General features: G+C 76.0%; 19 protein-coding genes. 8 read left to right on the forward strand and 11 right to left on the reverse strand.

The window, feature by feature from the left end; all coding sequences use genetic code 11:
• The first annotated feature begins 26 nt into the window (after positions 1-26).
• Positions 27-1,748 carry a DUF885 domain-containing protein gene (locus tag P9841_RS05640; protein ID WP_283321078.1) on the forward strand — a complete coding sequence of 574 codons (1,722 nt, stop codon included), beginning with the start codon at positions 27-29 and terminating at the stop codon, positions 1,746-1,748.
• Positions 1,749-1,835: 87 nt separating this feature from the next.
• Here P9841_RS05640 and P9841_RS05645 read toward each other — a convergent pair whose 3' ends face one another.
• The gene (locus P9841_RS05645) at positions 1,836-2,543 is read right to left on the reverse strand and encodes a vitamin K epoxide reductase family protein (protein ID WP_502848543.1); all 708 of its coding nucleotides are present in this window, start codon (positions 2,541-2,543) and stop codon (positions 1,836-1,838) included.
• Positions 2,544-2,640: 97 nt separating this feature from the next.
• Here P9841_RS05645 and P9841_RS05650 point away from each other — a divergent pair, with 97 nt between their 5' ends.
• From P9841_RS05650 to P9841_RS05665, 4 genes are all read left to right on the forward strand, one after another.
• A complete protein-coding gene (locus P9841_RS05650) occupies positions 2,641-3,276 on the forward strand; it encodes a Maf family protein (protein ID WP_283321079.1) in 636 nt (211 codons plus the stop codon).
• Between the two features lie 737 nt (positions 3,277-4,013).
• Positions 4,014-5,810, forward strand: coding sequence for an acetyl/propionyl/methylcrotonyl-CoA carboxylase subunit alpha (locus tag P9841_RS05655; RefSeq protein ID WP_283321080.1), 1,797 nt, complete (start codon positions 4,014-4,016; stop codon positions 5,808-5,810).
• 10 nt (positions 5,811-5,820) lie between these two features.
• A complete protein-coding gene (locus tag P9841_RS05660; protein ID WP_283321081.1) occupies positions 5,821-6,321 on the forward strand; it encodes an NUDIX domain-containing protein in 501 nt (166 codons plus the stop codon).
• Between the two features lie 135 nt (positions 6,322-6,456).
• Positions 6,457-8,418, forward strand: a complete 1,962-nt coding sequence (locus P9841_RS05665; protein ID WP_283321082.1) for an endonuclease/exonuclease/phosphatase family protein — start codon at positions 6,457-6,459, stop codon at positions 8,416-8,418.
• A 4-nt stretch (positions 8,419-8,422) separates the two neighbouring features.
• Here P9841_RS05665 and P9841_RS05670 read toward each other — a convergent pair whose 3' ends face one another.
• A complete protein-coding gene (locus tag P9841_RS05670; protein WP_283321868.1) occupies positions 8,423-9,838 on the reverse strand; it encodes an NAD(P)H-quinone dehydrogenase in 1,416 nt (471 codons plus the stop codon).
• Between the two features lie 383 nt (positions 9,839-10,221).
• Between P9841_RS05670 and P9841_RS05675 the strand changes: the two genes are divergently transcribed.
• From P9841_RS05675 to P9841_RS05685, 3 genes are all read left to right on the forward strand, one after another.
• Positions 10,222-11,052: a purine-nucleoside phosphorylase gene (locus tag P9841_RS05675; protein WP_283321083.1), complete on the forward strand. Its 831-nt coding sequence runs from the start codon at positions 10,222-10,224 to the stop codon at positions 11,050-11,052.
• A gap of 50 nt (positions 11,053-11,102) precedes the next feature.
• The gene (locus tag P9841_RS05680) at positions 11,103-12,983 is read left to right on the forward strand and encodes a phospho-sugar mutase (protein WP_283321085.1); all 1,881 of its coding nucleotides are present in this window, start codon (positions 11,103-11,105) and stop codon (positions 12,981-12,983) included.
• A gap of 105 nt (positions 12,984-13,088) precedes the next feature.
• Positions 13,089-13,880, forward strand: a complete 792-nt coding sequence (locus P9841_RS05685; protein WP_283321086.1) for a hypothetical protein — start codon at positions 13,089-13,091, stop codon at positions 13,878-13,880.
• A 60-nt stretch (positions 13,881-13,940) separates the two neighbouring features.
• Here the strand turns inward: P9841_RS05685 and deoC are convergent, their stop codons facing one another.
• From deoC to P9841_RS05730, 9 genes are all read right to left on the reverse strand, one after another.
• Entirely contained in the window at positions 13,941-14,615 is a 675-nt protein-coding gene (gene deoC / locus P9841_RS05690) for a deoxyribose-phosphate aldolase (RefSeq protein ID WP_283321087.1), read from the reverse strand.
• Positions 14,612-15,703 (reverse strand): adenosine deaminase, encoded by a 1,092-nt coding sequence (locus P9841_RS05695; protein WP_283321088.1) that lies wholly within the window; start codon positions 15,701-15,703, stop codon positions 14,612-14,614. Before P9841_RS05695 ends, deoC begins: the two co-directional genes overlap by 4 nt.
• A 94-nt stretch (positions 15,704-15,797) precedes the next feature.
• Complete coding sequence (locus P9841_RS05700; RefSeq protein WP_222171627.1) at positions 15,798-16,022, reverse strand: hypothetical protein; 225 nt, start codon at positions 16,020-16,022, stop codon at positions 15,798-15,800.
• 74 nt (positions 16,023-16,096) lie between these two features.
• On the reverse strand, positions 16,097-17,032 hold the full coding sequence (locus P9841_RS05705; protein WP_283321089.1) for a hypothetical protein: 936 nt from the start codon (positions 17,030-17,032) through the stop codon (positions 16,097-16,099).
• Between the two features lie 316 nt (positions 17,033-17,348).
• On the reverse strand, positions 17,349-18,653 hold the full coding sequence (locus P9841_RS05710; RefSeq protein ID WP_283321091.1) for a thymidine phosphorylase: 1,305 nt from the start codon (positions 18,651-18,653) through the stop codon (positions 17,349-17,351).
• Positions 18,650-19,060, reverse strand: coding sequence for a cytidine deaminase (locus tag P9841_RS05715; RefSeq protein WP_222171624.1), 411 nt, complete (start codon positions 19,058-19,060; stop codon positions 18,650-18,652). Before P9841_RS05715 ends, P9841_RS05710 begins: the two co-directional genes overlap by 4 nt.
• A gap of 76 nt (positions 19,061-19,136) precedes the next feature.
• Positions 19,137-20,423, reverse strand: coding sequence for an ABC transporter permease (locus P9841_RS05720; RefSeq protein ID WP_502848550.1), 1,287 nt, complete (start codon positions 20,421-20,423; stop codon positions 19,137-19,139).
• Positions 20,420-21,703, reverse strand: a complete 1,284-nt coding sequence (locus P9841_RS05725; RefSeq protein WP_459349128.1) for an ABC transporter permease — start codon at positions 21,701-21,703, stop codon at positions 20,420-20,422. Before P9841_RS05725 ends, P9841_RS05720 begins: the two co-directional genes overlap by 4 nt.
• Entirely contained in the window at positions 21,700-23,280 is a 1,581-nt protein-coding gene (locus tag P9841_RS05730) for an ABC transporter ATP-binding protein (RefSeq protein WP_283321092.1), read from the reverse strand. The genes P9841_RS05725 and P9841_RS05730 overlap by 4 nt, the downstream gene beginning before the upstream one ends.
• Positions 23,281-23,290: the final 10 nt, after the last annotated feature.

Raw genomic sequence — 23,290 nt, forward strand, 5'->3', positions numbered from 1 at the left:
CCCGGGGCGCGGGTAAGGTCGGCCGGGTGAGCACTGCACCCACCCCCGACAGCCGCGCACCGGAGCGTGCCGCCACCCCGATCGACGCGATCGCCGACGCGTACGTCGACACGACCGCCGCCCTCAACCCCTTCGAGGCCACCGCCCTCGGCATCACGGGCCACGACCACGAGGTCACGGACCTGTCCCCCGCCGGCCACGAGGCCCGCGCGGAGGCCACCCGGGCCACGCTGCGCGCGCTCGACGCCGAGCAGCCGGTCGACGAGGTCGACCGCATCACGCTCGCCGCCATGCGGGAGCGCCTCGGCCTGGAGCTCGAGCTGCACGACGCGGGCGAGCTGCTCGCCGACCTCAACGTCATCGCCTCGCCGGTGCAGGGCATGCGCGACGTGCTCGACCTCATGGCGACCGACGGCCCCGACGCCTGGTCCACGATCGCGCAGCGGCTCTCCGGGCTGCCGACCGCCGGCGCCGGCTACGTGGAGTCGCTGCGGCTCGCCGCCTCGCGCGGCCGCGTGCCCGCCGTCCGCCAGGTGCGCGAGGCGCTCGCGCAGGCCGAGGAGCTCGCCGACCCGTCGACGTCGTTCTTCACCACCTTCGTGGCGGGCCCCGAGGCCCGCGAGGCCGTCGCCGCCGGGGGTGACGCGCTGCGCGAGGACCTGGAGCGCGGTGCCGAGGCGGCCCGCCGCACGTACGCCGAGCTCGCCGCCTTCCTGCGCGACGAGCTCGCCCCGCAGGCGCCGGAGGCGGACGCCGCCGGCCGCGAGCGCTACGCCCTGTGGTCCCGGTACTTCCTCGGCGCCGCGGTCGACCTCGACGAGACGTACCGGTGGGGGCTCGAGGAGCTCGACCGCGTCGTCGCCGAGCAGGAGGCCGTCGCCGCGCAGATCGCCGGCCCGGGTGCCACGGTCGAGCAGGCCGTCGCCGCTCTCGATGCCGACCCGTCCCGCCGGCTCGAGGGCACCGAGGCCCTGCAGCGCTGGATGCAGGAGACCTCCGACGCGGCGGTCGCGGCCCTCGACGGCGTGCACTTCGCCATCCCCGGGCCGATCCGCACGCTCGAGTGCCGCATCGCCCCGACGCAGAACGGCGGCATCTACTACACCGGCCCGTCCGACGACTTCAGCCGGCCCGGCCGCATGTGGTGGTCCGTGCCGCCGGAGGTCACGACGTTCAACACGTGGCGCGAGAAGACGACCGTCTACCACGAGGGCGTCCCCGGTCACCACCTGCAGATCGGCCAGGCCGTCTACCAGCGCGCGACGCTGAACTCGTGGCGCCGGCTCGCGTGCTGGGTGTCGGGGCACGGCGAGGGCTGGGCGCTGTACGCCGAGCGCCTCATGGCCGACCTCGGGTTCCTCGACGACCCGGGCGACCGGCTCGGCATGCTCGACGGCCAGCGGATGCGGGCCGCCCGCGTCGTGCTGGACCTCGGCGTCCACCTGGGCCTGCCCGCGCCGGAGCGCTGGGGCGGCGGCACGTGGGACGCCGACAAGGCGTGGGAGTTCCTGCGCGCCAACGTCAACATGCCCGAGCAGTTCGTGCGGTTCGAGCTCAACCGGTACCTCGGCTGGCCGGGGCAGGCGCCCGCCTACAAGATCGGGCAGCGCATCTGGGAGCAGGTCCGCGACGGCAGCCGCGCCGCCGCGGAGGCGCGCGGCGAGGAGTTCGACCTGCGTGCGTTCCACGCCCGGGCGCTCGGCATGGGCGCGCTGCCGCTGGACGTGCTGCGGGACGCGCTCGCCTGACGGGCGCGCCCCGGCACGGCGCCGGGACGTCGCGAGGCCCCCCGGACCTGCTGGTCCGGGGGGCCTCGTGCGTCGAGCGGACGGGGTTCAGGCCGCCAGCAGCGTGGGGCCGTACCGGAGCAGGATCGCCGCGACGAACAGCACGATCACGGCGGCCGTCACGTACCAGTCGGTCCCGGTCGCCACGAACCGGCGCGCCCACGGCCCGGCGCGGCCCGGCAGCCGCAGGTGCCCGTCGCGGACGTTCCACCGGGTCAGGCCGGCCCACACCAGCGTCGTCGTCACGGTGATGAGCAGGCACCAGGGGCACAGCGCCTTGATGACGAAGTACGACTGCAGGAACAGCCACCACGCGAACACCAGGGCCACCGTGTACAGCGCCTGCGTGCCGAGCATGTACCACCGCGGGAACCGCACCCCGGCGATGCCGGCCACGGAGATCGCGATCACCACGGACTCGAACGCGATGCCGAGGAACGCGTTCGGGAAGCCCAGCACCTCCGCCTGCGGGGAGAGCGCCACGGTGCTGCACGAGATCACCGAGCTCACGTCGCAGCTGAACGTCGCGGACGGGTCGAGGGCGAGCCGCCACGCCTCGATCGACAGCACGAACGACGTGAACAACCCGATGACGCCGGACACGACCATCTCGATCGCGGTCCGGCGGCGCCACGCGACGCGCTCCGGGGAGTCGGGGTCGTCGTCCACGGGGTCGCGGTCGAGCAGGTCGATCGGGTCGGCGGCGGCGCCCACGGGGCGCGTGGCCAGGTCGCTGTCCTCGGTCACGCCTGTCATCGTCGCATCCCCTCCTGGGAGTTCCCCGGACATCATCGGCACGCCGTCGCTGCGCACGGGAGGACGTACGTCCCCGGCCCGGCCGTACGCTCGCCCGGTGACCACCCTCGTGCTGGCCTCCGCCTCCCCCGCCCGGCTGGCGACGCTCCGCGCCGCCGGCATCGAGCCCACCGTGGCGGTGTCCGCCGTCGACGAGCCCGCCGTGCTGGCCGCGGCCGGCCCCGTCGCGCCGGCCGAGGCCGTGCTGCTGCTCGCGCGCGCGAAGGCCCGTGACGTCGCGCCGGCCCACCCCGGGGCGCTCGTGCTGGGGTGCGACTCCATGCTGGAGCTGGACGGCGAGGTGCTCGGCAAGCCTGCCGACGCCGCCGAGGCCACCGCCCGGTGGCGCGCGATGCGCGGGCGCGCGGGGCTGCTGCACACCGGGCACTGGCTGGTGGACGCGCGGCAGAGCGCTGCCGCGGGCGCCTCGACCGGGCCCGAGCCGGAGGCGGAGTCGGGCGGGACGTCCACCACCGTCGTCCACTTCGCGGACGTGACGGACGCGGAGATCGCCGCCTACGTCGCCACCGGCGAGCCGCTCCACGTCGCGGGCGCCTTCACCATCGACGGCCTCGGCGGCCCGTTCGTCGAGCGCATCGAGGGCGACCACCACGGGGTCGTCGGCCTGAGCCTACCCCTCCTCCGCCACCTCCTGGCCGCCCGCGCCGTCCCGCTCCCCACCCTCTGGCACTGACCCGCCCCAGCCCCACCCCACCTGAACCCCGTCGGAGGCTCCGACAGGTCGTCGTGGTGCTCCGCGGACCACCACGATCCCGCGCGCCCACCTCCGAGCACGGTGGGAGCCTCCGAACGCCGCGACCTCCACCGACCCCGGTGCGCCGGCGCACCGGCGCGACACCCCACACCCACCTGTACGCGCTCTGCCCGTTCGGAGGCTCCGACGGGTCGTCGTGGTGCTCCGCGGACCACCACGATCCCGCGCGCCCACCTCCGAGCACGGTGGGAGCCTCCGAACGCCCCCGCCGCCGACCCGAACCCCGGCACGCCGGCGCACCGGCGCACACCCACCGGCACGCGCTCTGCCCGTTCGGAGGCTCCGACGGGTCGTCGTGGTGCTCCGCGGACCACCACGATGACGCGCGCCCACCTCCGAGCACGTTGGGAGCCTCCGAACGGGGGTAGCGGTGGGGCAGCGGCGGCCACAGGCGTCACGGGGGGCGCCGGGGTGGCGGGTCGCCAGGGTGGCGGGTCGGCGGGTGACAGGGTGACGGGACGGTGGGGGGCGCACGGGGTGGCGGGGTGGGGGTTTGTCCGCTCCGGACAAGGGTGTGCGGGGTGCGGCACCCGGGGGCCCGGGGGCGTTGACGGAACCTCCAAACGCGGGCGGCGCCAGGTGGGCGGTTCCGCAGTCTTGGGGACGCACCTCCGCCAGGACGTGATCCCCGCCCACCCCCCGCGTTACCGTGAGCCGTGCCCCGCATCTCGAAGGTCCTCGTCGCCAACCGCGGCGAGATCGCCGTCCGCATCGCCCGCGCCTGCCGGGACGCCGGCATCGGCTCCGTCGCCGTCTACGCGGACCCCGACCGCGAGGCGCTGCACGTGCGCGTCGCGGACGAGGCGTACGCCCTGGACGGCGCCCGCGCGGCGGAGACGTACCTCGACATCGCGAAGCTGCTCGACGTGGCCCGCCGCTCGGGCGCGGACGCCGTGCACCCGGGGTACGGGTTCCTCTCCGAGAACGCCGAGTTCGCGCAGGCCGTCATCGACGCGGGCCTCACGTGGGTCGGCCCGCCGCCGGCCGCGATCCGCGAGCTCGGTGACAAGGTCAGCGCCCGGCACATCGCGCAGCGGGCGGGCGCCCCGCTCGTCGCCGGCACCCCGGACCCGGTCTCCGGCGCCGCCGAGGTGCACGCGTTCGTCGCCGAGCACGGCCTGCCGGTGGCGATCAAGGCGGCGTTCGGCGGCGGCGGCCGCGGCCTGAAGGTGGCGCGCTCCGAGGACGAGATCGACGAGCTGTACGACTCCGCGGTGCGCGAGGCGACCGCGGCGTTCGGCCGCGGCGAGTGCTTCGTGGAGCGCTACCTCGACCGCCCGCGCCACGTCGAGACCCAGTGCCTCGCCGACGAGCACGGCACGGTCGTCGTCGTGTCGACGCGCGACTGCTCGCTGCAGCGCCGGCACCAGAAGCTCGTCGAGGAGGCCCCGGCGCCGTTCCTCTCGGACGCGCAGCGCGCGCAGCTCGTCGACGCCTCGGTCGCGATCCTGCGGGAGGCCGGGTACGTCGGCGCCGGCACCTGCGAGTTCCTGGTGGCCGCCGACGGCACGATCTCGTTCCTCGAGGTGAACACCCGCCTGCAGGTCGAGCACCCGGTCTCCGAGGAGATCAGCGGCATCGACCTTGTGCGCGAGCAGCTCCGGATCGCCGACGGCGAGCCGCTGGGCTACACCCAGGTCGAGACCCGCGGCCACTCGTTCGAGTTCCGGCTGAACGGCGAGGACCCGGCCGCCGGGTTCCTGCCCGCCCCGGGCCGGATCTCCACGCTCCGGTTCCCCGCCGGCCCGGGCGTCCGCGTCGACTCCGGCGTCGTCGAGGGCGACACGGTCTCCGGCGCGTTCGACTCGATGATCGCCAAGCTCGTCGTCACGGGCGCGACGCGGCAGCAGGCGGCCGAGCGGGCGCGGCGTGCGCTCGCCGAGCTGGAGATCGCCGGCATCCCGACAGTCGTGCCGTTCCACCGCGCGGTGATGGCGGACCCGGCGTTCGTCCCGACGGACCCGGAGCAGCCGTTCGCGGTGCACACCCGGTGGATCGAGACGGAGTTCGCCGACCGGCTGCCGTCGCTCACGGGGGCGCCCGCCGTGACCTCCGCGGGCGCCGACGAGGACGAGGCGCCCACCGAGCTCGAGCGCGTGGTCGTCGAGGTCGGCGGCAAGCGCCTGGAGGTCGTGCTGCCCGCGGCGCTCGCGCTCCGGGCCGGGCGCGGCCGCCCGGCCGCCGGTCCCCGGCGCGCCGCCCCCCGCCGCAACGGCGCCCGCAGCGTCGCGGCGTCCGGCACCACGCTGACCTCCCCGATGCAGGGCACGATCGTCAAGGTCGCGGTCGGCGAGGGCGACACGGTGGCCGAGGGCGACCTGGTCGTGGTGCTCGAGGCGATGAAGATGGAGCAGCCGCTGGTGGCGCACCGGTCCGGCACCGTCACGTCGCTCGCCGCGGGCGTCGGGGGCATGGTCGCCGCGGGGTCCGCCATCTGCGAGATCGTCGGCTGAGGCCGCCCACGTGACGTCCCCCCGCCCCCGGCACCCGGGCGACGGCTGGGTGGACTGCCGCTGCGGCCGCCGGCACTGGGGGCTCGCCGGCGCCGCCGGTCTGCTCCTGGTCCGCCCGGCCTCGGGGTCGCAGCCCGCGGCCGTCGTGCTGCAGCACCGCGCCCTGTGGAGCGACCAGGGCGGGACGTGGGGGCTGCCCGGAGGCGCGCGGCACCCCGACGAGACCGCCGTGGAGGCCGCGCTGCGGGAGGCGCAGGAGGAGGCGGGGATCGAGCCGTCGTCGGTCCGCGTGCTGGGCGAGCACGTGCTCGACCACGGCGACTGGTCGTACACGACGGTGGTCGCGGTGACGTCCGGCCCGGTCGACGCCCGGCCGACGGACGACGAGAGCCTCGAGATCGCCTGGGTGGCGCTCGACGACGTCGAGCGGCGACCGCTGCTGCCCGCGTTCGCGGACGCGTGGCCGGTGCTGCGCGCCTCCCTGCCGGACGAGGTGGCCCGCGGAGCCTGACGCCGGGCCGCGCCGGCCACCTGCGCCACCCCGTGACGCCCCGTGACGCCCCGTGACGCCCTGCGACGCCCCGCGCGCCGTCCAGCCGCTCGCCGCGGTTCGCGGCGCAGCGCCGCTGCGCTCTAGGTTGGCGGGATGAGCGCCCCCTCCCCCGCGCGCCCGCCCGCCCCCGCCGGACCGGTGCCCCCGGACGCCGGCGTCACGACCCGCGTCACCCTGCTCGCGCTCGTGACCGTGCTGGCCGTCGACGTCGTGCGGGCGTCCGGGCCGGTCCTGGACCGGGCCTTCGCGGTCGGCACGACCACCGTGGCGGTGACCGCCCTGGTGACGTTCCTCGGTGCGGGGCTGGTCGCGGCCGTCGCGCTGCTGGCCACCGGCCGCCGCGGCCCCGGGACCGCCTCGGGCGCCACGGTGCTGGCCGTGGTGGCCGCCACGGGTGCAGCCCGCCTCGTCACGCAGGCCGTGCACGACGTCGCACGGTTCGGCGCCGGCCTGGTCACCGCGGCGCTCGCCGTCGCGGCTCTCGTCCTGACGGCCACCCTGGTCGCGGGGCGGCCCACCGGCGGGCGGCAGGCCGCGCTCGGGTTGACGCTCGGCACCGGGCTGTCCGCCGCGCTCCAGCTCACGCTCGGCACCTGGGACCCCCTGTGGCGCGGTGGTGTGGTGGGGTCCGTCGTGGCGGTCGTCCTCGTGGGGCTCACGGTCGCGCTGGCCGTGGTCGGGCGCGGCTGGACCGCGGCGGGCCGTCCGCGCCGCACGTGGGTGCTCGGCCCCGCGCTGGCCCTGGTGGTCATGGTGGTGGCCAACCCGGCGTTCGCCGCCTCGCAGTCCGGTGTGCCGCTGCTGGGCGCGGGGACCGCGACCGTCCTCGCCGCCGCGGCGACCGTGTGGGTGCTGCTGGTCCCGCGGGTCCTCGTCCCCGCGGTGCGGGTCTGCGCCGCGGTGCTGCTGCCTGTCGCGACGGCCGTGGCGATGCTCGTCACCGGGCCGGTCGCCCTGGTCGCGGTCGTGCTCGCCGAGGCCGCCGCCGGGGTCGTCCTCGCGGCAGCCCTCAGCACCCGCCGGCCCGCGCCGCCCGGGGTGCCGCGCACCGCACTGGCCACCACGACCGTCGGGGTGGGACTGGTCGCGACGCTGCTCGTCTACCTGCTCGACTACGACGTCCCGCTCGGGGTCGACAACGCGTGGGTCGTGGTCCTCGCGGCCGCCCTGGTCGGCGCGGGCGGCCTGCGCTGGCGCACCCCCGAGGAGACCTCGGTCCGGGAGAGCGCCCCACCGCTGCGGGCCAACGCGCTGCGGTTCCTCGTGCTGCCGTCGGTGGTGCTGCTGCTGGTCGGCTGGTGGGCGTCCGCCGCGGGCACGTCGACGGCGGTCGCGGTGGACCGGGAGGCCGGCACGATGGTGGTCCTCGACTGGAACCTGCACTACGGCGTCGCCGCGGACACGGCCGTCGACCTGGAGCAGATCGCCCGCACGATCGAGTCCGAGGCGCCCGACGTCGTGATGCTCCAGGAGGTCGCGCGCGGCTGGGTGCTCGGCGGCGGCACGGACATGGCCACGTGGCTCGGGCACCGGCTGGGCATGCACGTGGCCTTCGCGCCGGCGGCCGACCAGCAGTTCGGCAACGTCCTGCTGTCCCGCGAGCCGCTGCGCGACGTCGCGGTGGTGCGGCTGCCGTTCGGCGCCGGGCCGCAGCAGCGCTCGGCGCTCACCGCGCTGGTCGACGGGCCCGACGGGACGCCCGTGCGGGTCACGTCCGTCCACCTCCAGCACCGGGACGGGAACACCCCCACCCGGCTCGATCAGCTCGCCGCCCTGGAGCGCGCCCTGCCCGACGACGGGCCTTCCGTGCTCGGCGGCGACCTGAACGCCGGCCCGGGCTCCCCCGAGGTCGCGGCGCTCACGGACGCGGGCTGGGCCGGCGCGCTCGACACCGCGGGCGACCCGGGCGCGCTCACCCACCCGAGCGACGACCCCGACGTCCGGATCGACTGGCTGCTCGGCCGCGGCGGGGTGGTGTTCGACGACGCGCGGGTGCTGTCCGACGAGTCCTCGGACCACCTGCCCGTGGTCGCGGTGGTGCGCGTCGGCGGCTGACCCGCTACTCCGTGTGGTGCAGCACCCGGGCGACCTCGGCGATGCTGCCGGACAGCGACGGGTAGACCGTGAACGCGCTCGCGACGTCGTCGACCGTCAGGCTGTGCGACACCGCGAGCGTGATCGGGAAGATCAGCTCCGACGCGCGCGGCGCCACCACGACGCCGCCGAGCACCGTCCCGGCCGTCGAGTGCGCGAAGAGCTTCACGAAGCCGTCCCGGACGCCGAGCATCTTCGCCCGCGGGTTCCGGGCCAGCGGCAGCGTGTGCGTGACGAAGTGCGCGTCCCGCTCGACGAGGGCGCGCTCGCTGAGGCCGACGGTCGCGATCTCGGGGGCCGTGAAGATGTTCGCCGCGACGCCGCGCACCTGCAGCGGCGCGACCGCGTCGCCGAGCGCGTGCGACATGGCGATCCGGCCCTGCATCGCGGCGACGGACGCCAGCGGCAGCACGCCCGTCACGTCGCCGGCGGCGTAGACCCCGCGCGCCGACGTCCGGGAGACCCGGTCGACCTCGATGTACCCGGACGGCGTGGTCCGCACGCCCGACTCCGCCAGCCCGAGCCCGTCGGTGCTGGGGATCGACCCGACCGCGAGCAGCACGTGCGAGCCCTCGATCTCGCGGCCGTCCGCCAGCGTGACCACGACGCCGTCGGCGGTGCGCCGCGCGGCCTGCGCCCGCGAGCGCGCCACGACCTCCATGCCGCGGGCGCGGAACACGTCCTCGAGCATCGTCGCGGCGTCGGCGTCCTCCCCCGGCAGCACGCGGTCGCGGCTCGAGACCAGCACGACCTGCGACCCCAGCGAGACGTAGGCGCCCGCGAACTCCGCGCCCGTCACGCCCGAACCGACCACGACCAGCCGCTCCGGCAGCTCGGCCAGGTGGTACAGCTGCGTCCACGTGAGGATCCGCTCGCCGTCCGGCTGGGCGTCCGGCAGCGTCCGCGGGGTCGCCCCGGTGGCGAGCAGCACCACGTCGGCGTCGAGCGTCCGCTCGCCGTCGTCCCCGGTGACGACCACCCGCTCCGGGCCGTCCAGCCGGCCGTGACCGATCTGCACGTGCACGCCCTCGCGCTCCATGCGCGTGCGGATGTCCCGGGACTGCGCCAGTGCCAGCTCGCGCACGCGGGCGTTCACGGCCGCCATGTCGACGCTGTGCCGCCGCCTGCGGCCCCCGTCCGCCGCCGTCCCCGGCACCTCGTCGTCGCCCGGGGACGCCGGGATGTCCAGCCGGATGCCCAGGTCCGGTGCCCGCTCGGCGATCGTCATCCACTCCGCCGTGGCGATGAGGGTCTTGGACGGCACCACGTCGGTGAGCACGGCCGCACCGCCCAGGCCCGCACGCTCCACCACCGTCACGTCCGCCCCGAGCCGGCGGGCGACCAGCGCCGCCTCGTAGCCGCCGGGGCCGCCGCCCACCACGACGACGCGCGGGGCCGGCCGGCGGTCGTCGCGCGGCTGCTCGGGACCGCGCTGCGGGGCGGGCGTGGCCGGGTCGGCGGGGGCGGGCGCGGGCGTGGGGGTCGGCTGCGTCACGCCGACCATCTTGACCCCTGCGCCCGCCGGACGCGCGCGACCCGCGCGGCGTCCGGTGCGCGGGCTGCGGCCCGGCACCCCGCGGCACGGTGCCCAGCCGGTGGATCGCGCCGTCTCGGCGTCGCCGCCGCCGGGCTGCGCGGGGCACGACGCCGGTAGGCTCGGCGGGTGCGTCCGGCCCCGGTCGGAGCACCCGCAGACCCGCGCTGCGCCCGCGCGGGGACCCGTGCCGCACGTCCGCAGCACCCGCCCCAGGAGGAGCACCCCGCATGGCCGACGACGCCCGCCTCGACGACCCCACCACCGACCCGCTGGCCGTCGCCGCCGACGCCGCGGCGTTCCTCGCCCGCGAGACCGGCGTCGAGCGGCACGACGTCGCGCTGGTGCTCGGCTCGGGCTGGGGCGGCGCCGCCGACCTGCTGGGCGAGACGGTCGCGGAGATCCCCGCGCCCGAGGTCCCGGGCTTCGCCGCGCCGGCCGTCGTGGGCCACGTCGGCACGATCCGCTCGATCCGCGTCGCGGCGACGGGCAGGCACGCGCTCGTGCTCGGCTCGCGCACCCACCTGTACGAGGGCAAGGGCGTGCGCCGCGTGGTGCACGGCGTGCGGACGGCCGCCGCCGCGGGCTGCTCGACCATCGTCCTGACCAACGGCTGCGGCGGCCTCGACCCGTCGTGGGCGCCCGGCACCCCCGTGCTCATCAAGGACCACATCAACCTCACGACCGTCTCCCCGCTGGAGGGCGCGACGTTCGTCGACCTGACGGACCTGTACTCCGCGCGCCTGCGGGACGTCGCGCGCACCGTGGACCCGACGCTCGACGAGGGCGTGTACGTGCAGTTCCGCGGCCCGCACTACGAGACCCCGGCCGAGGTCGCGATGGCCGGCGTGATGGGCGGCAGCCTGGTGGGCATGTCCACCACCATCGAGGCCATCGCCGCGCGGCACGTCGGCATGGAGGTGCTCGGCGTCTCCCTCGTGACCAACCTCGCGGCGGGCGTCGGAGACGAGCCGCTGTCGCACGAGGAGGTGCTCGAGGCCGGCCGCGCCGCCGGCCCCCGCATCAGCCGGCTGCTCGCGGACGTCGTCGGCCGCATCTGACACCGCCGCCGCCCACGACCACCCACCCCGACCGAGGAGCAGGACCCGCCATGACCGAGCAGCAGCCCACGGACCCGACCACCGACGGCTGGCCGGCCCTGGCGGAGCAGGTGCGCGCGTGGATCGCCGACGACCCCGACCCGTCGACCGCCGACGAGCTGACCCGCCTCCTGGCCCGCGCCGAGGCGGAGCTGCCGGACGTCGACGGGACGGTGACGCCCGAGCAGCGGCACGCCGCGGTCGACGTGCGGGACGCCCGTGAGGACCTCGCGGACCGGTTCCAGGGGCTGCTCCAGTTCGGCACCGCGGGCCTGCGGGGCGCGATCGGCGGCGGTCCGCACCGCATGAACCGCGCCGTGGTCATCCGGGCGGCGTCCGGGCTCGGCGCGTACCTGCTCGGCGAGCTCGAGGGCGCCACGCCGGCGCCGAAGGTCGTCGTCGGCCACGACGCCCGGCACGGCTCCGAGGACTTCGCGCGCGACACCGCGGCGGTGCTCACGGCCGTGGGCGTCGACGTCGTCATGCTGCCGCCGCGGCTCCCCACGCCCGTCCTGGCGTTCGCCGTCCGCCACCTCGGCGCGGACGCGGGCGTCATGGTCACCGCGAGCCACAACCCCCCGCAGGACAACGGCTACAAGGTGTACCTCGGCGGCCGCGTGGTGACGGACTCCGGCCAGGGAGCGCAGATCGTCCCGCCGGTGGACGGCGCGATCGCGGCGGAGATCGCCCGGGTGCCGTCCGTGGCCGCCGTCCCGCGCGCCCGCGACGGCTGGGCGGTCGCCGGCCCCGAGGTCGCGGACGCGTACGTGGCCCAGGTGCTGCGGCTCGCGGACGTGTCGGAGGAGGCGCGCGCCGCGGCGGCGGGCCTGCGCGTCGTGCTGACCCCGATGCACGGCGTGGGCGGCGCCACCGCGCGGCGCGTCCTCGCGGAGGCCGGCTTCACCGACGTCCACGTGGTCAACGAGCAGGCGGAGCCCGACCCCGACTTCCCGACCGTCGCGTTCCCGAACCCCGAGGAGCCGGGCGCGATCGACCTCGCCGTGGCGCTCGCGGCGGAGGTCCGGGCGGACCTGGTGATCGCGCTCGACCCCGACGCCGACCGGTGCGGCGCCGCCGTCGTCGACGACCGGCTGCGCACCCACGCCGGGCCCGAGGCCGCCGCCGCCGACGGCTGGCGGATGCTGCACGGCGACGAGACGGGCGCGCTGCTCGGCACCGTCGCCGCGGAGCGGTTCGGCACGCCCGGCGCCACGCAGGTCGCGCCCGACGCGCCGGTGCTGGCGAACTCGATCGTGTCCTCCCGGCTGCTCGCCCGGATCGCCGCGCACGCCGGCCTGCGCCACGCCCAGACGCTCACCGGGTTCAAGTGGATCTCGCGCGTCGACGGCCTGGTGTTCGGCTACGAGGAGGCGCTCGGCTACTGCGTCGACCCCCCGCACGTCCGCGACAAGGACGGCATCTCCGCCGCGCTCACGCTCGCCGGGCTCGCCGCGCGCCTGAAGGTCGAGGGACGCACCCCGGTCGACGTGCTCGACGACCTCGCGCGCCGCCACGGGCTGCACCTCACCGACCAGCTGTCGGCCCGGTTCACGGACCTGTCGCAGATCCCGGAGACCATGCAGCGGCTCCGCGAGCACCCGCCCGTCGTGCTCGCCGGCTCGCCCGTGATGTCCGTCGTGGACCTCGCGGCCGGCTCCGAGGCGGACCGCGGCGGGCTGCCTCCGACCGACGGGATCCGCCTGCTCACCCAGGACGACACCCGCGTGGTCGTGCGGCCGTCGGGCACCGAGCCGAAGGTGAAGTGCTACCTCGAGGTCGTCGTGCCGGTCGAGGAGCACGCCTCCCCGGAGACGGTCGGCGCGGCCCGTGCGGCGGCGCGGCAGCGGCTCGACGCGGTGCGCGCGGACGTGGCGGCGGCGCTGGGTCTCTGAGCCCCGCGGCGGGCACGGCACGGGACGCCGGGCAGGCGGGTGACGTGCGGGCACGCACCGCGGAACCCGCCCGGCCGGCACCACCGGGCCGCTACGGTGACGCCCGTGCACCCGACCCCGGCCCGCCGCGCCGCCCTCGGCCTGACCGCCGCCGCGGCGCTCGTCGTGGGTCTGGCCGCGTGCTCGTCCCCGACGGACCTCGGCGAGGAGGTCGCGAGCCACGCCGTGCAGTCCCTGCTCGACGACCTGGCCTTCGAGAGCTACGCCCCGGACATCGTGGAGTTCGCCCGGCGCGCGGAGGCCGCCACCGAGCAGGGCCCGATCATGATGCTGGACGTCGAGGAGGGCGACGCGTCCGCGCGGAACGGCGGCGAGCCGATCGGGTGGATCACGTTCGGGCTGACCGTGAGCGACACGCGCCGGGCCGAGGGCTACTGGGACTCGGACCGCGAGCAGGACCCGGGGCCGTACTGCTACCGGGTCATGTTCGACCACTGGGGCGCCCAGGACATCCGCGGCGCCGACTGCCCCGACACGCTCGAGGAGGTCCCCGCGCCGCCGTCGGAGCGTCCGGAGATCGCCGCGAACGCCGAGGAGGCGGTGTGGTCGGTGCTGCAGGCCCTGCCGGAGGACCCGCCGTCGGAGGACGAGATCGTCGCGGAGGTCACCGCCCTGCTCGAGCCGCACGACAACGACGTGACGCCGCTCGCGGTGGTCACGGCCCACGTCGAGGGCACGTCCGTGGCCGTCGCGACCGGCGACGCCCACGACTGCGTGCTCGTGGGGCGGTTCCAGGGCGAGGTCCGGGACGTCGACGTCCCGTCGGTGTACCTGCTGCCCGGGGAGCTCGGCTGCACGGCGGACACGGCGTTCGCCGACCTGCGCCCGCCGCACTGACGCCGGGCCGGGCCCGGCACCGCCGCCGGCCCCCGGGACCGGCGGCGGGGCGTCAGGAGGTCAGTACCCGCCGTCCGCCTCGAACCCGCCGAGCACCGCCGCGGTGCCCGACAGGCCCAGGCGGGTGGCGCCGGCCTCGACCATCGCGAGCGCGTCGGCCGTCGTCCGGATGCCGCCCGACGCCTTGACGCCCAGCCGGCCGCCGACGGTGGCCGCCATGATCTCGACGGCGTGCACGGACGCGCCGCCGGCGGGGTGGAACCCGGTGGAGGTCTTGACGAAGTCGGCGCCCGCGGCCTCGGCGGCACGGCACACCTCGACGATCTCGTGGTCCGTCAGCGCGGCGGACTCGATGATGACCTTGAGCACGGTCGGCGCGGGCGCGGCGGCACGCACGGCGGCGACGTCGGCCTGCACGTCGGCGAACCGGCCCTCCTTCGCGGCACCCACGTCGATGACCATGTCGACCTCGTCGGCGCCGTCGGCGACGGAGCGGGCGGCCTCGGCGGCCTTGACGTCGCTGTGGTGCTTGCCCGACGGGAAGCCGCAGACGGTCGCGACCTTGAGCCCGCGGGCGTCCAGCGGCAGGAACGACGGGGAGACGCACACGGAGTAGACGCCGAGCTCGACGCCCTCGGCGATCAGCGCCTCGACGTCTGCGCGCGTCGCTTCCGGCTTCAGCAGCGTGTGGTCGACGAACTTCGCCAGTCCTGCGGCGTCCAACGAGGCGCTCATGCGCGGTGCCTTCCTGGTGCGGTGGGTGCGTGGCCGGGCAGGATCACCCGGTCGACGAGGTCGGTGCGCTCGTCCTCGTGGAGGAACGCGTGCCGCGCGGCGGTGACCGTGACCGCGCGCAGGTCGTCCGGCGTCCAGCCGGCCTCGGAGACGAGCAGGTGCAGCTCCCGGCTCAGCGTGGTGCGGGACTGCAGGCGGTTGTCCGTGTTCACGGTGACCGCGAAGCCCAGCCGGAGCAGCGTCGTCACGGGGTGGTCGGCGTAGGACGCCGCACCGCCGGTCTGGACGTTCGACGTCGGGCAGACCTCCAGAGCGATGCGCCGGTCCCGGACCCAGTGCGCGAGCCGGCCGAGCCGCAGGCCGCCCTCGCCGTCGGCGCGGACGTCGTCGAGCAGGCGGATGCCGTGGCCGAGCCGCAGCGCCCCCACGTCCACCGCGCCGTCCAGGGAGTCGCGGCCGGCGGCCTCGCCGGCGTGCACGGTCACCGGGAACCGCGCGGCCCGCAGCTGCGCGAACGCCGCCCCCATCGCACTCGCGGGGTACCCGTCCTCCGGCCCCGCGACGTCGAAGCCGACCACACCGCGGTCCCGGTTCGCCAGGGCGAGCGCCGCGACCTCGTCCGCGCGGTCCGAGTCCCGCATCGCGCACAGCAGCAGGCCGGTGCGGATGGTCCGCCCCTGCGCCGCCGCCTGGGCCTCCCCCTCGGCGAGGCCCTCGCGGACGGCGTCGACCGCGTGCTGCAGCGAGAGCCCGCGGGCCTGGTGCAGCTCCGGCGCGAACCGCTCCTCGGCGTACACCACGCCGTCGGCGGCGAGGTCGAGCACCGCCTCCCGCGCGACCCGTCGCAGCGCGTCGGCGGTCTGCATGACGCCCGCCGTGTGCGCGAACGTCGCCAGGTACGCCTCGAGGCTCCCCGACCCGGCCTGCGCGTGGAACCAGGCCGCGAGCTCGTCCGCGTCCGTGGTCGGCAGCGCGTGCCCGGCCTCGGCGGCGAGCTCGACGACCGTGGCCGCGCGCACGCCGCCGTCGAGGTGGTCGTGCAGCAGCACCTTCGGCAGCGCGACGATCTGCTCGAGGGTCGCGGTCATGCGCCCACCGTACTGGTCCACGATGCGGACCGTCGCATCGCCCGGGGGCTGCCGGGCGCCCGCCGGCCGACCGCCCGGGAGCGGTCCGCGCGGGTCAGGCCGGGTACTCCTCCGAGTCGTCGTCGGGGACGGGCGTGACCTGCTCGGCGACGTCGGCGGGGTCGGCCTCGCCGGCCAGGTCCGGGCGGGGTTCGTCGGGGTCGTACGCGCCGTCGCGCGCGTCGCGGTCGTCGTCGGGCTCGACCTCGGGCAGGTCGGTCAGCGCGGGCTCGACGAGTCCGGCGTCCCGCCAGGTCCGGTCTCCGGGCACGGTGCTCATGGCGCCTCCTGACGTCGGCTGCTGTACGCCTCCATCGTGACCCGCCGCGCGCGGGACCGCCAGGGCAGCGCGGGTCAGGCCCGCCGGGGCACCGGCAGCAGCGCCCAGGCCAGGTGGCTCCAGTGGCCGAGGGCGGCGACGGGGCCGGACGGCGACCGCAGCGTCGCGCGGGTCACGCCCAGCACCCGGCCCGCCCCGGGCTCGTACACCCGGTAGCTCTCGCCGGTGCGCGCGACCGCGAGGACGACGTGGCGCGGCAGCGCGGCCCCGAGGCCGCCGGACGTGTCGCCGCCCGCGTAGAGCGGCACCGGCACGCCCCGGTCCAGCGCGGCGTCCACGCGCACCAGCAGGTCGTCCACCTCGTCCGGGCGCGTGTCGTCCACGAGCACCGAGCGGTAGGTCGCACCGGGGAACCGCGCGACCCGGGCCGCGCCCCACGGCGGCGTGCCGAGCGACCGCGGCCAGGGCAGCACGCCCAGGACGGCCCGCCGCGTGCTGCGCCGGTGCAGGGCCGCCTGGAGCAGGCCCCACCGCTGGGCGGACGCCTGCCCGGGCGTCGCCGCGCCGTGCACGACGGCCCCGCCCGGCGACCGGAACCAGTCCGGGGCGTCCGGGTCGTGCGGCGACGGGGGCGCGGGCAGGTCGAGGCCCGCGAGCTCGGGCGGGACGGGCGCGCACAGCTCGCCCGTCACCAGCCACGTCGCCAGGACGGGGTCGCCCGCGGCCGCCAGCATCCCGAGCACGGCGGCGCCGCACGTCGTGCCGTCCACCTGGCGCGCGGCCGCGGTGCCCCACCGCACGGTCCGGCCGGCCGGCACGTCCAGCGGGGCGAGCACCTGCCGGCGCGCACCCGCGTCGAGCGCCGCCAGGACGGGGCGCAGCGGGTCGGGCAGCGCCGGCCGGGGCACCGGCACGGGGTCCGACGCGGCGTCCGGCGCGGTCGCGGGCGGCGCGGGGACGACCCGGCCGCGGACGGCGCGCAGCAGCGTCGTGACCTGCATCCCGCTCACACCCTCACCTCCGCCTCGGCCCCAGCCCCCCGCAGCGCATCCGCGTCCGCGTGCACATCCGCGTCCGCGTCCGCGTCCGCGTCCGCGTCCGCAACGAACCGTACGCGCCCGCCCGTGCCCGTCCCGCCTGTGCCTGCGCCCGTCGAGATCGCCGTCGTTGCGGGGTTCCGCGGCCGGAAGCCCGCAACAACGGCGATCTCGTCGGCGGACGGCCCGCACGGGGGGCGGGTGCGCGCACGCGAGCCCGGCGCGCGCGGGCCCGGCGCGCGGGTGCGGCCCGGGTCCGGGAGCAGGCCCGCGGACCCGGGCCGGGGCGTCAGGACGCCGCGATGCGGTCCAGGACCAGCGGCGTCGGCGCGGTCGCCGCCTCCGACGCCACGTCGAACGCGCCCTCGAGCGCGCCGAGCGCCCGCGGGAACCGCTCCGGGGTGTCGGTGTGCAGGGTCAGCAGCGGCTGACCGGCCCGCACGGTGTCGCCGGGCTTCGCGTGCATCTCGACGCCCGCGCCGGCCTGCACCGGGTCCTCCCGGCGGGCGCGCCCGGCACCGAGCCGCCACGCCGCGATGCCGACCTGGTACGCGTCGAGCCGGGTCAGGACGCCGTCGGCGGGCGCGAGCACCTGCTCGGTGTGCCGGGCGACCGGCAGCGTCGCGTCCGCGTCGCCGCCCTGCGCCTCGATCATCCGGCGCCAGACGTCCATCGCCCGCCCGTCGGCGAGCGCGGCCCGCACGTCGACGTCCGGCTTCCCCGCGGCCGCGAGCATCTCCTGCGCCAGCGCGACCGTGAGCTCGACGACGTCGGACGGCCCGCCGCCGGCGAGCACCTCCACGGACTCCCGGACCTCGAGCGCGTTGCCCGCGGTGAGGCCGAGCGGCGTGGACATGTCGGTGAGCAACGCGACGGTCCGCACGCCCGCGTCGGTGCCGAGGTCGACCATGGTGCGGGCGAGCTCGCGCGCGCGGTCCAGGTCCTTCATGAACGCGCCGGACCCGACCTTGACGTCGAGCACGAGCGCGCCCGTGCCCTCGGCGATCTTCTTGCTCATGATCGACGACGCGATCAGCGGGATGGCCTCGACGGTGCCGGTGACGTCCCGCAGCGCGTAGAGCTTGCGGTCGGCGGGGGCGAGGCCGGAGCCGGCCTGGCAGATGACCGCGCCGACGTCGTCGAGCTGCGCCATCATCTCGTCGTTGCTCAGCGCCGCGCGCCAGCCGGGGATCGACTCGAGCTTGTCGAGCGTGCCGCCGGTGTGCCCGAGGCCGCGCCCGGACAGCTGCGGGACCGCCACGTCGAACACGGCCACGAGGGGCGCGAGCGGCAGCGTGATCTTGTCGCCGACGCCGCCGGTGGAGTGCTTGTCGGCCGTGGGGCGGCGCAGGCCGGAGAAGTCCATGCGCTCGCCGGACGCGATCATCGCCGCGGTCCAGCGCGCGATCTCCGCGCGGTCCATGCCGTTGAGCAGGATCGCCATGTTGAGGGCGGACATCTGCTCCTCGGCGACGACGCCGCGGGTGTACGCGTCGATCACCCAGTCGATCTGGGCGTCGGAGAGCCGGCCGCCGTCCCGCTTGGTGACGATGACGTCGACGGCGTCGAACTGCTCGGTGCTGGGGGTGCTCACGACGACTTCCTCTCGACCAGGTCCGACGGCCCGAACGCGTCGGGCAGGACCTCGGTCATCGGCTTGATCCCGCTCACCGTGTCGACGAGCAGGTCCGGGCCGCCGTGCTCCCACAGGAGCTGGCGGCAGCGGCCGCACGGCATCAGGGCGTTGCCGTGGGCGTCCACGCAGGCGAACGCCACGAGGCGCCCGCCGCCGGACACGTGTAGGCCGGACACGAGCGCGCACTCGGCGCACAGGGTCAGGCCGTAGGACGCGTTCTCGACGTTGCAGCCGGTGACGACCCGGCCGTCGTCGACGAGCGCGGCGACCCCGACGGGGAACTTCGAGTACGGCACGTACGCGCGGTGCATCACCTCGGTGGCGGCGGCCCGCAGCGCGTCCCAGTCGATCTCGGGGGTGGTCATGGTGCTCCTTCCGGGGGCGGGTGCCCCGCCCCGCGCAGACCGCCGCCGGCCGCGTCGGGGACGCGGCCGGCGGGGGTCACTTCACGTAGGCGATGCCCTCGGCGGCGGGGGCCCGCACGCGGCCGACGAGGCCGGCGACCGCGAAGATCGTCACCACGTACGGGGTCATCAGCATGATCTGGCTGGGGATGGGCGTGCCGATGATGCCGAGCACGACCTGGAGGTTGTCGGCGAACCCGAACAGCAGCGCGGCGGCCAGCGCGCCCTTGGGGCTCCACCGGCCGAGGATCATCGCCGCGAGGGCGATGAAGCCCTTGCCGCCGGTCATCTCCTTGCCGAACGCCAGGCCGTTCGCGACGGTGAAGAACGCGCCGCCGAGACCCGCGACCGCGCCGCCCAGCAGCGTGTTGCGCAGCCGCGTGCGGTTGACGTTGATGCCGACGGTGTCGGCCGCCTTCGGGTGCTCGCCGACGGCCCGCATGCGCAGGCCCCAGCGGCTGCGGAACACCAGCACCTGCAGCACGATCACGACGACGTACATGATGTACACCAGCGCGGTCTGCCGGAACAGCACCGGGCCGATCACCGGGATGTCGGACAGGCCGGGGATGGCCAGCGTCGGCAGGCGCGGCGGCGTGTTGAGCGTGCCCGCGTTCTCCTTGAGCACGGTGGAGAACAGGTAGCTCGTGATGCCGACGACCAGCACGTTCAGCACGACGCCGACGATGATCTGGTCCACGACGTACTTGATGGCGAACGCCACCAGCAGCGCCGAGACGAGCGCGCCGGCGACGGGTGCCGCGAGCAGACCCATGTACGCGCTCTGGGTGAGCGTCGCGACGACCGCGGCGAGGAACGCGCCCGCGAGCAGCTGGCCCTCGATCGCGATGTTGATGATGCCGGAGCGCTCGCACAGCAGGCCGGCGAGCGAGCCGAACACCAGCGGCACCGCGAGGAACAGCGAGCCCTGCAGCAGCGACGTCAGCGGCAGGGGCTGGGCCTTGTCCGCCACCGCCCAGGTGAGCAGCGCGAAGATCAGCGCGACCGCGTACACCGCGGGCAGCCAGATGCCGGTCTTCCGGCGGGTGCGGGCGGCCTGGAACGTCCACGCCGCCAGCGCGACCGCGACCAGGCACAGCAGGAGCGCGGTGAGCTTCGACGGCACCGTGAAGGCCAGGTTCTCCCCCGGCCAGAACACGGTGAACGTCGTCTCCCGGCCGGACGCCGGCAGGATGCCGAACAGCAGCAGGGCGAGCACGGCGACGGACGCGTAGCCGATCGGCGCCTTGTAGGAGATCGGCGGCAGCGGCTTGCCCGTGGCGGGCGCCGGCGCGGCCGGGGCGGGGGCGGTCACGGCGCTCACGCTGCGGCCTCCTTCACGACGGGGGCGGACAGCTCGGGGGCAGCCCCCGACGCGCCGCGCGGGGACGGGAGGCGGAAGACGGCTCGCACCAGCGGCGGCGCCGCGATGAACAGCACGACCAGCGACTGCACGACGAGCACGATGTCGATCGGCGTGCCGGTCCGGGACTGCATCGCGAAGCCGCCGGCGCGCAGCGCGCCGAACAGCAGACCGGCCAGGAACGTGCCGAGCGGCTTGGACCGGCCGAGCAGCGCCACGGTGATCGCGTCGAACCCGAAGGACGCCGCGACGCCGGCGGTGAGCACCTTCTCGGTGCCGAGCACCTGCGCCGTGCCGGCCAGGCCCGCCAGGGCGCCGGCGACGACCATGACCCACAGGTACATGCGGTTGACGTTGATGCCGGCCGTGCGGGCGGCGCTCGAGTTGGAGCCGACCGCCCGGAACGCGAAGCCGATCGTCGACCGGTTCATGAGCCACCACACGAACACCGCGGCGAGGATCGCCACGACGAACCCGAGGTGCAGCCGGAACTGCGAGCCGAGCAGCTGCGGGTACAGCGCGCTGTCCTTGATCGGCGGCGAGATCGGGTTGTTGCTGCCCCCGCGCTTGAACGCGCCGAGCGTCAGCAGGTAGCCCACCAGGTAGATCGCGATGTTGTTCAGCATGATCGTCACGATCACCTCGTTGGCGCCGGTGCGGGCCTTGAGGTAGCCGGCGATCCCGGCCCACAGGCCGCCGCCGATGGCGCCGCCGATGACGGCGAGCAGCAGGTGCAGCCCCGGGGGCAGCGAGAACGCGAAGCCGATGTACCCGGCGAACACCGCGCCGAGGATGATCTGGCCCTGCGCACCGATGTTGAACATCCCGGCGCGGAAGCCGATCCCGAGGCCGAGGCCCGCGAGGATCAGCGGGACCGACCAGGTCATGGTCTCGGTGATCGGCCGGATCGCCCGGACGAACGACGAGGCCGTCGGGTCGAGGACGGCGCCCTCGAACAGCGCGCGGTACGCGCCCCAGACGGCGGTCCACACGGCGGAGAAGAAGTCCGACGGGCGCGCGAACAGGTAGCCCGCCGCGTCCTGCACGGCGGAGTCGGCGGCCGCGATGAGCACGCCGGAGATGATCAGCGCGAGCACGACGGCGGCGACCGTCACCAGCCAGGAGCTGGAGAGCATCTCGCGCAGCGCGCCCTGGGCGCGGGCCTCCAGGCCGTCGTCGCGCCGGGGGGCCGGCGCCGTGGACCCGGCCGGCTTGTCGGGGGCGGGGGTCGCCTCGCTCACTTGCTCTCCTCCTCGGAGGCGTCGATGTCGGCCACGCCGAGCACGGTGTGGTGGGACGCGGCCTGCTGCTCGGCCTCGGCCTGCGGGACGCCGGCCATCATGAGGCCCAGGACGTCCCGGTCGGTGCCGCCGGGGACGATGCCGACGATGCGGCCGCGGTACATGACGACGATCCGGTCGGCCAGCGCGAGCACCTCGTCGAGCTCGGTGGACACGATGATCACCGGCGTGCCGTTGTCCCGCTCCTGCACGACGCGCTTGTGCACGAACTCGATGGACCCGACGTCGAGGCCGCGCGTCGGCTGCGACGCGATGAACAGGCGCAGCGGCCGGGACATCTCGCGGGCCAGGACGACCTTCTGCTGGTTGCCGCCGGACAGCGTGCCGGCGTGCGCGTCGACCGACGGCGTCCGGACGTCGAACTCGACGGTGCGCTGCTCGGCGTTCTCCCGGACGGCGCGGGGGTCGAGCGAGATCCCGCGGGCGAACGGCTCGCGGTCGTACAGGTCGAGGATGAGGTTCTCGGCCACCGAGAAGTCGGCGACCAGGCCGTCCTCGGTGCGGTCCTCGGGCACGAACCCGACGCCCGCCTGGAGCACGTCCTTGACCGAGCGGCCCACCAGCTCGGTGCCGTCCAGCACCACGGAGCCGGCGACGGGCTGCTGGAGGCCGAGGATGACCTCCGTCAGCTCGGTCTGGCCGTTGCCCTGCACGCCGGCCACCGCGACGATCTCGCCGCGCGCCACGTCGAACGACACGTCGTCGACCTGGCGCACGCCGGCCTCGTCCAGGACCGACAGGTTCCGGACCCGCAGCGCCACCTCGCCCGGCTGCGCGGGCGCGCGGTCCACGCCGAGCGACACCGACCGGCCGACCATGAGCGACGCGAGCTCGGTCTCCGCGGCGTCCGGCCACGCGCTGCCGACGACCTTGCCGCGGCGGATGACCGTGATGCGGTCCGCGACGGCGCGGACCTCACGGAGCTTGTGGGTGATGAAGACGATGGACGTGCCGGCCGCCTTGAGCTGCCGCATGATCGCGATGAGCTCGTCGGTCTCCTGGGGCGTGAGCACCGCGGTGGGCTCGTCCAGGATGAGGACCTTCGCGTCGCGCGACAGCGCCTTGATGATCTCCACCCGCTGCTGCGCGCCGACGGGGAGGTCCTCGACCAGGGCGTCGGGGTCCACGTCGAACCCGAAGCGGTCGGAGATCTCCTTGACGCGGCGCCGCGCCTCGGGCAGGTCGATGAGCCCGCCGCCCTTGACCGGCTCGTAGCCGAGGACGACGTTCTCCGCGACGGTGAACACGGGCACGAGCATGAAGTGCTGGTGCACCATGCCGATGCCGGCGGCCATCGCGTCGCCGGGTCCGGTGAACGTCACGGGCGCCCCGTCGACGAGGATCTGCCCGTCGTCCGGGTCGTAGAACCCGTAGAGCACGTTCATGAGCGTGCTCTTGCCCGCGCCGTTCTCGCCCAGCAGCGCGTGGATCTCGCCGGGCTCGACCACGAGGTCGATGTGGTCGTTCGCCACCAGGGCGCCGAAACGCTTGGTGATCCCCCGCAGCTCCAGCTTCACGTGGGCCTGC

Origin of the sequence: Cellulomonas sp. ES6 (assembly GCF_030053835.1) — a bacterium.
Classification (GTDB): domain Bacteria; phylum Actinomycetota; class Actinomycetes; order Actinomycetales; family Cellulomonadaceae; genus Cellulomonas.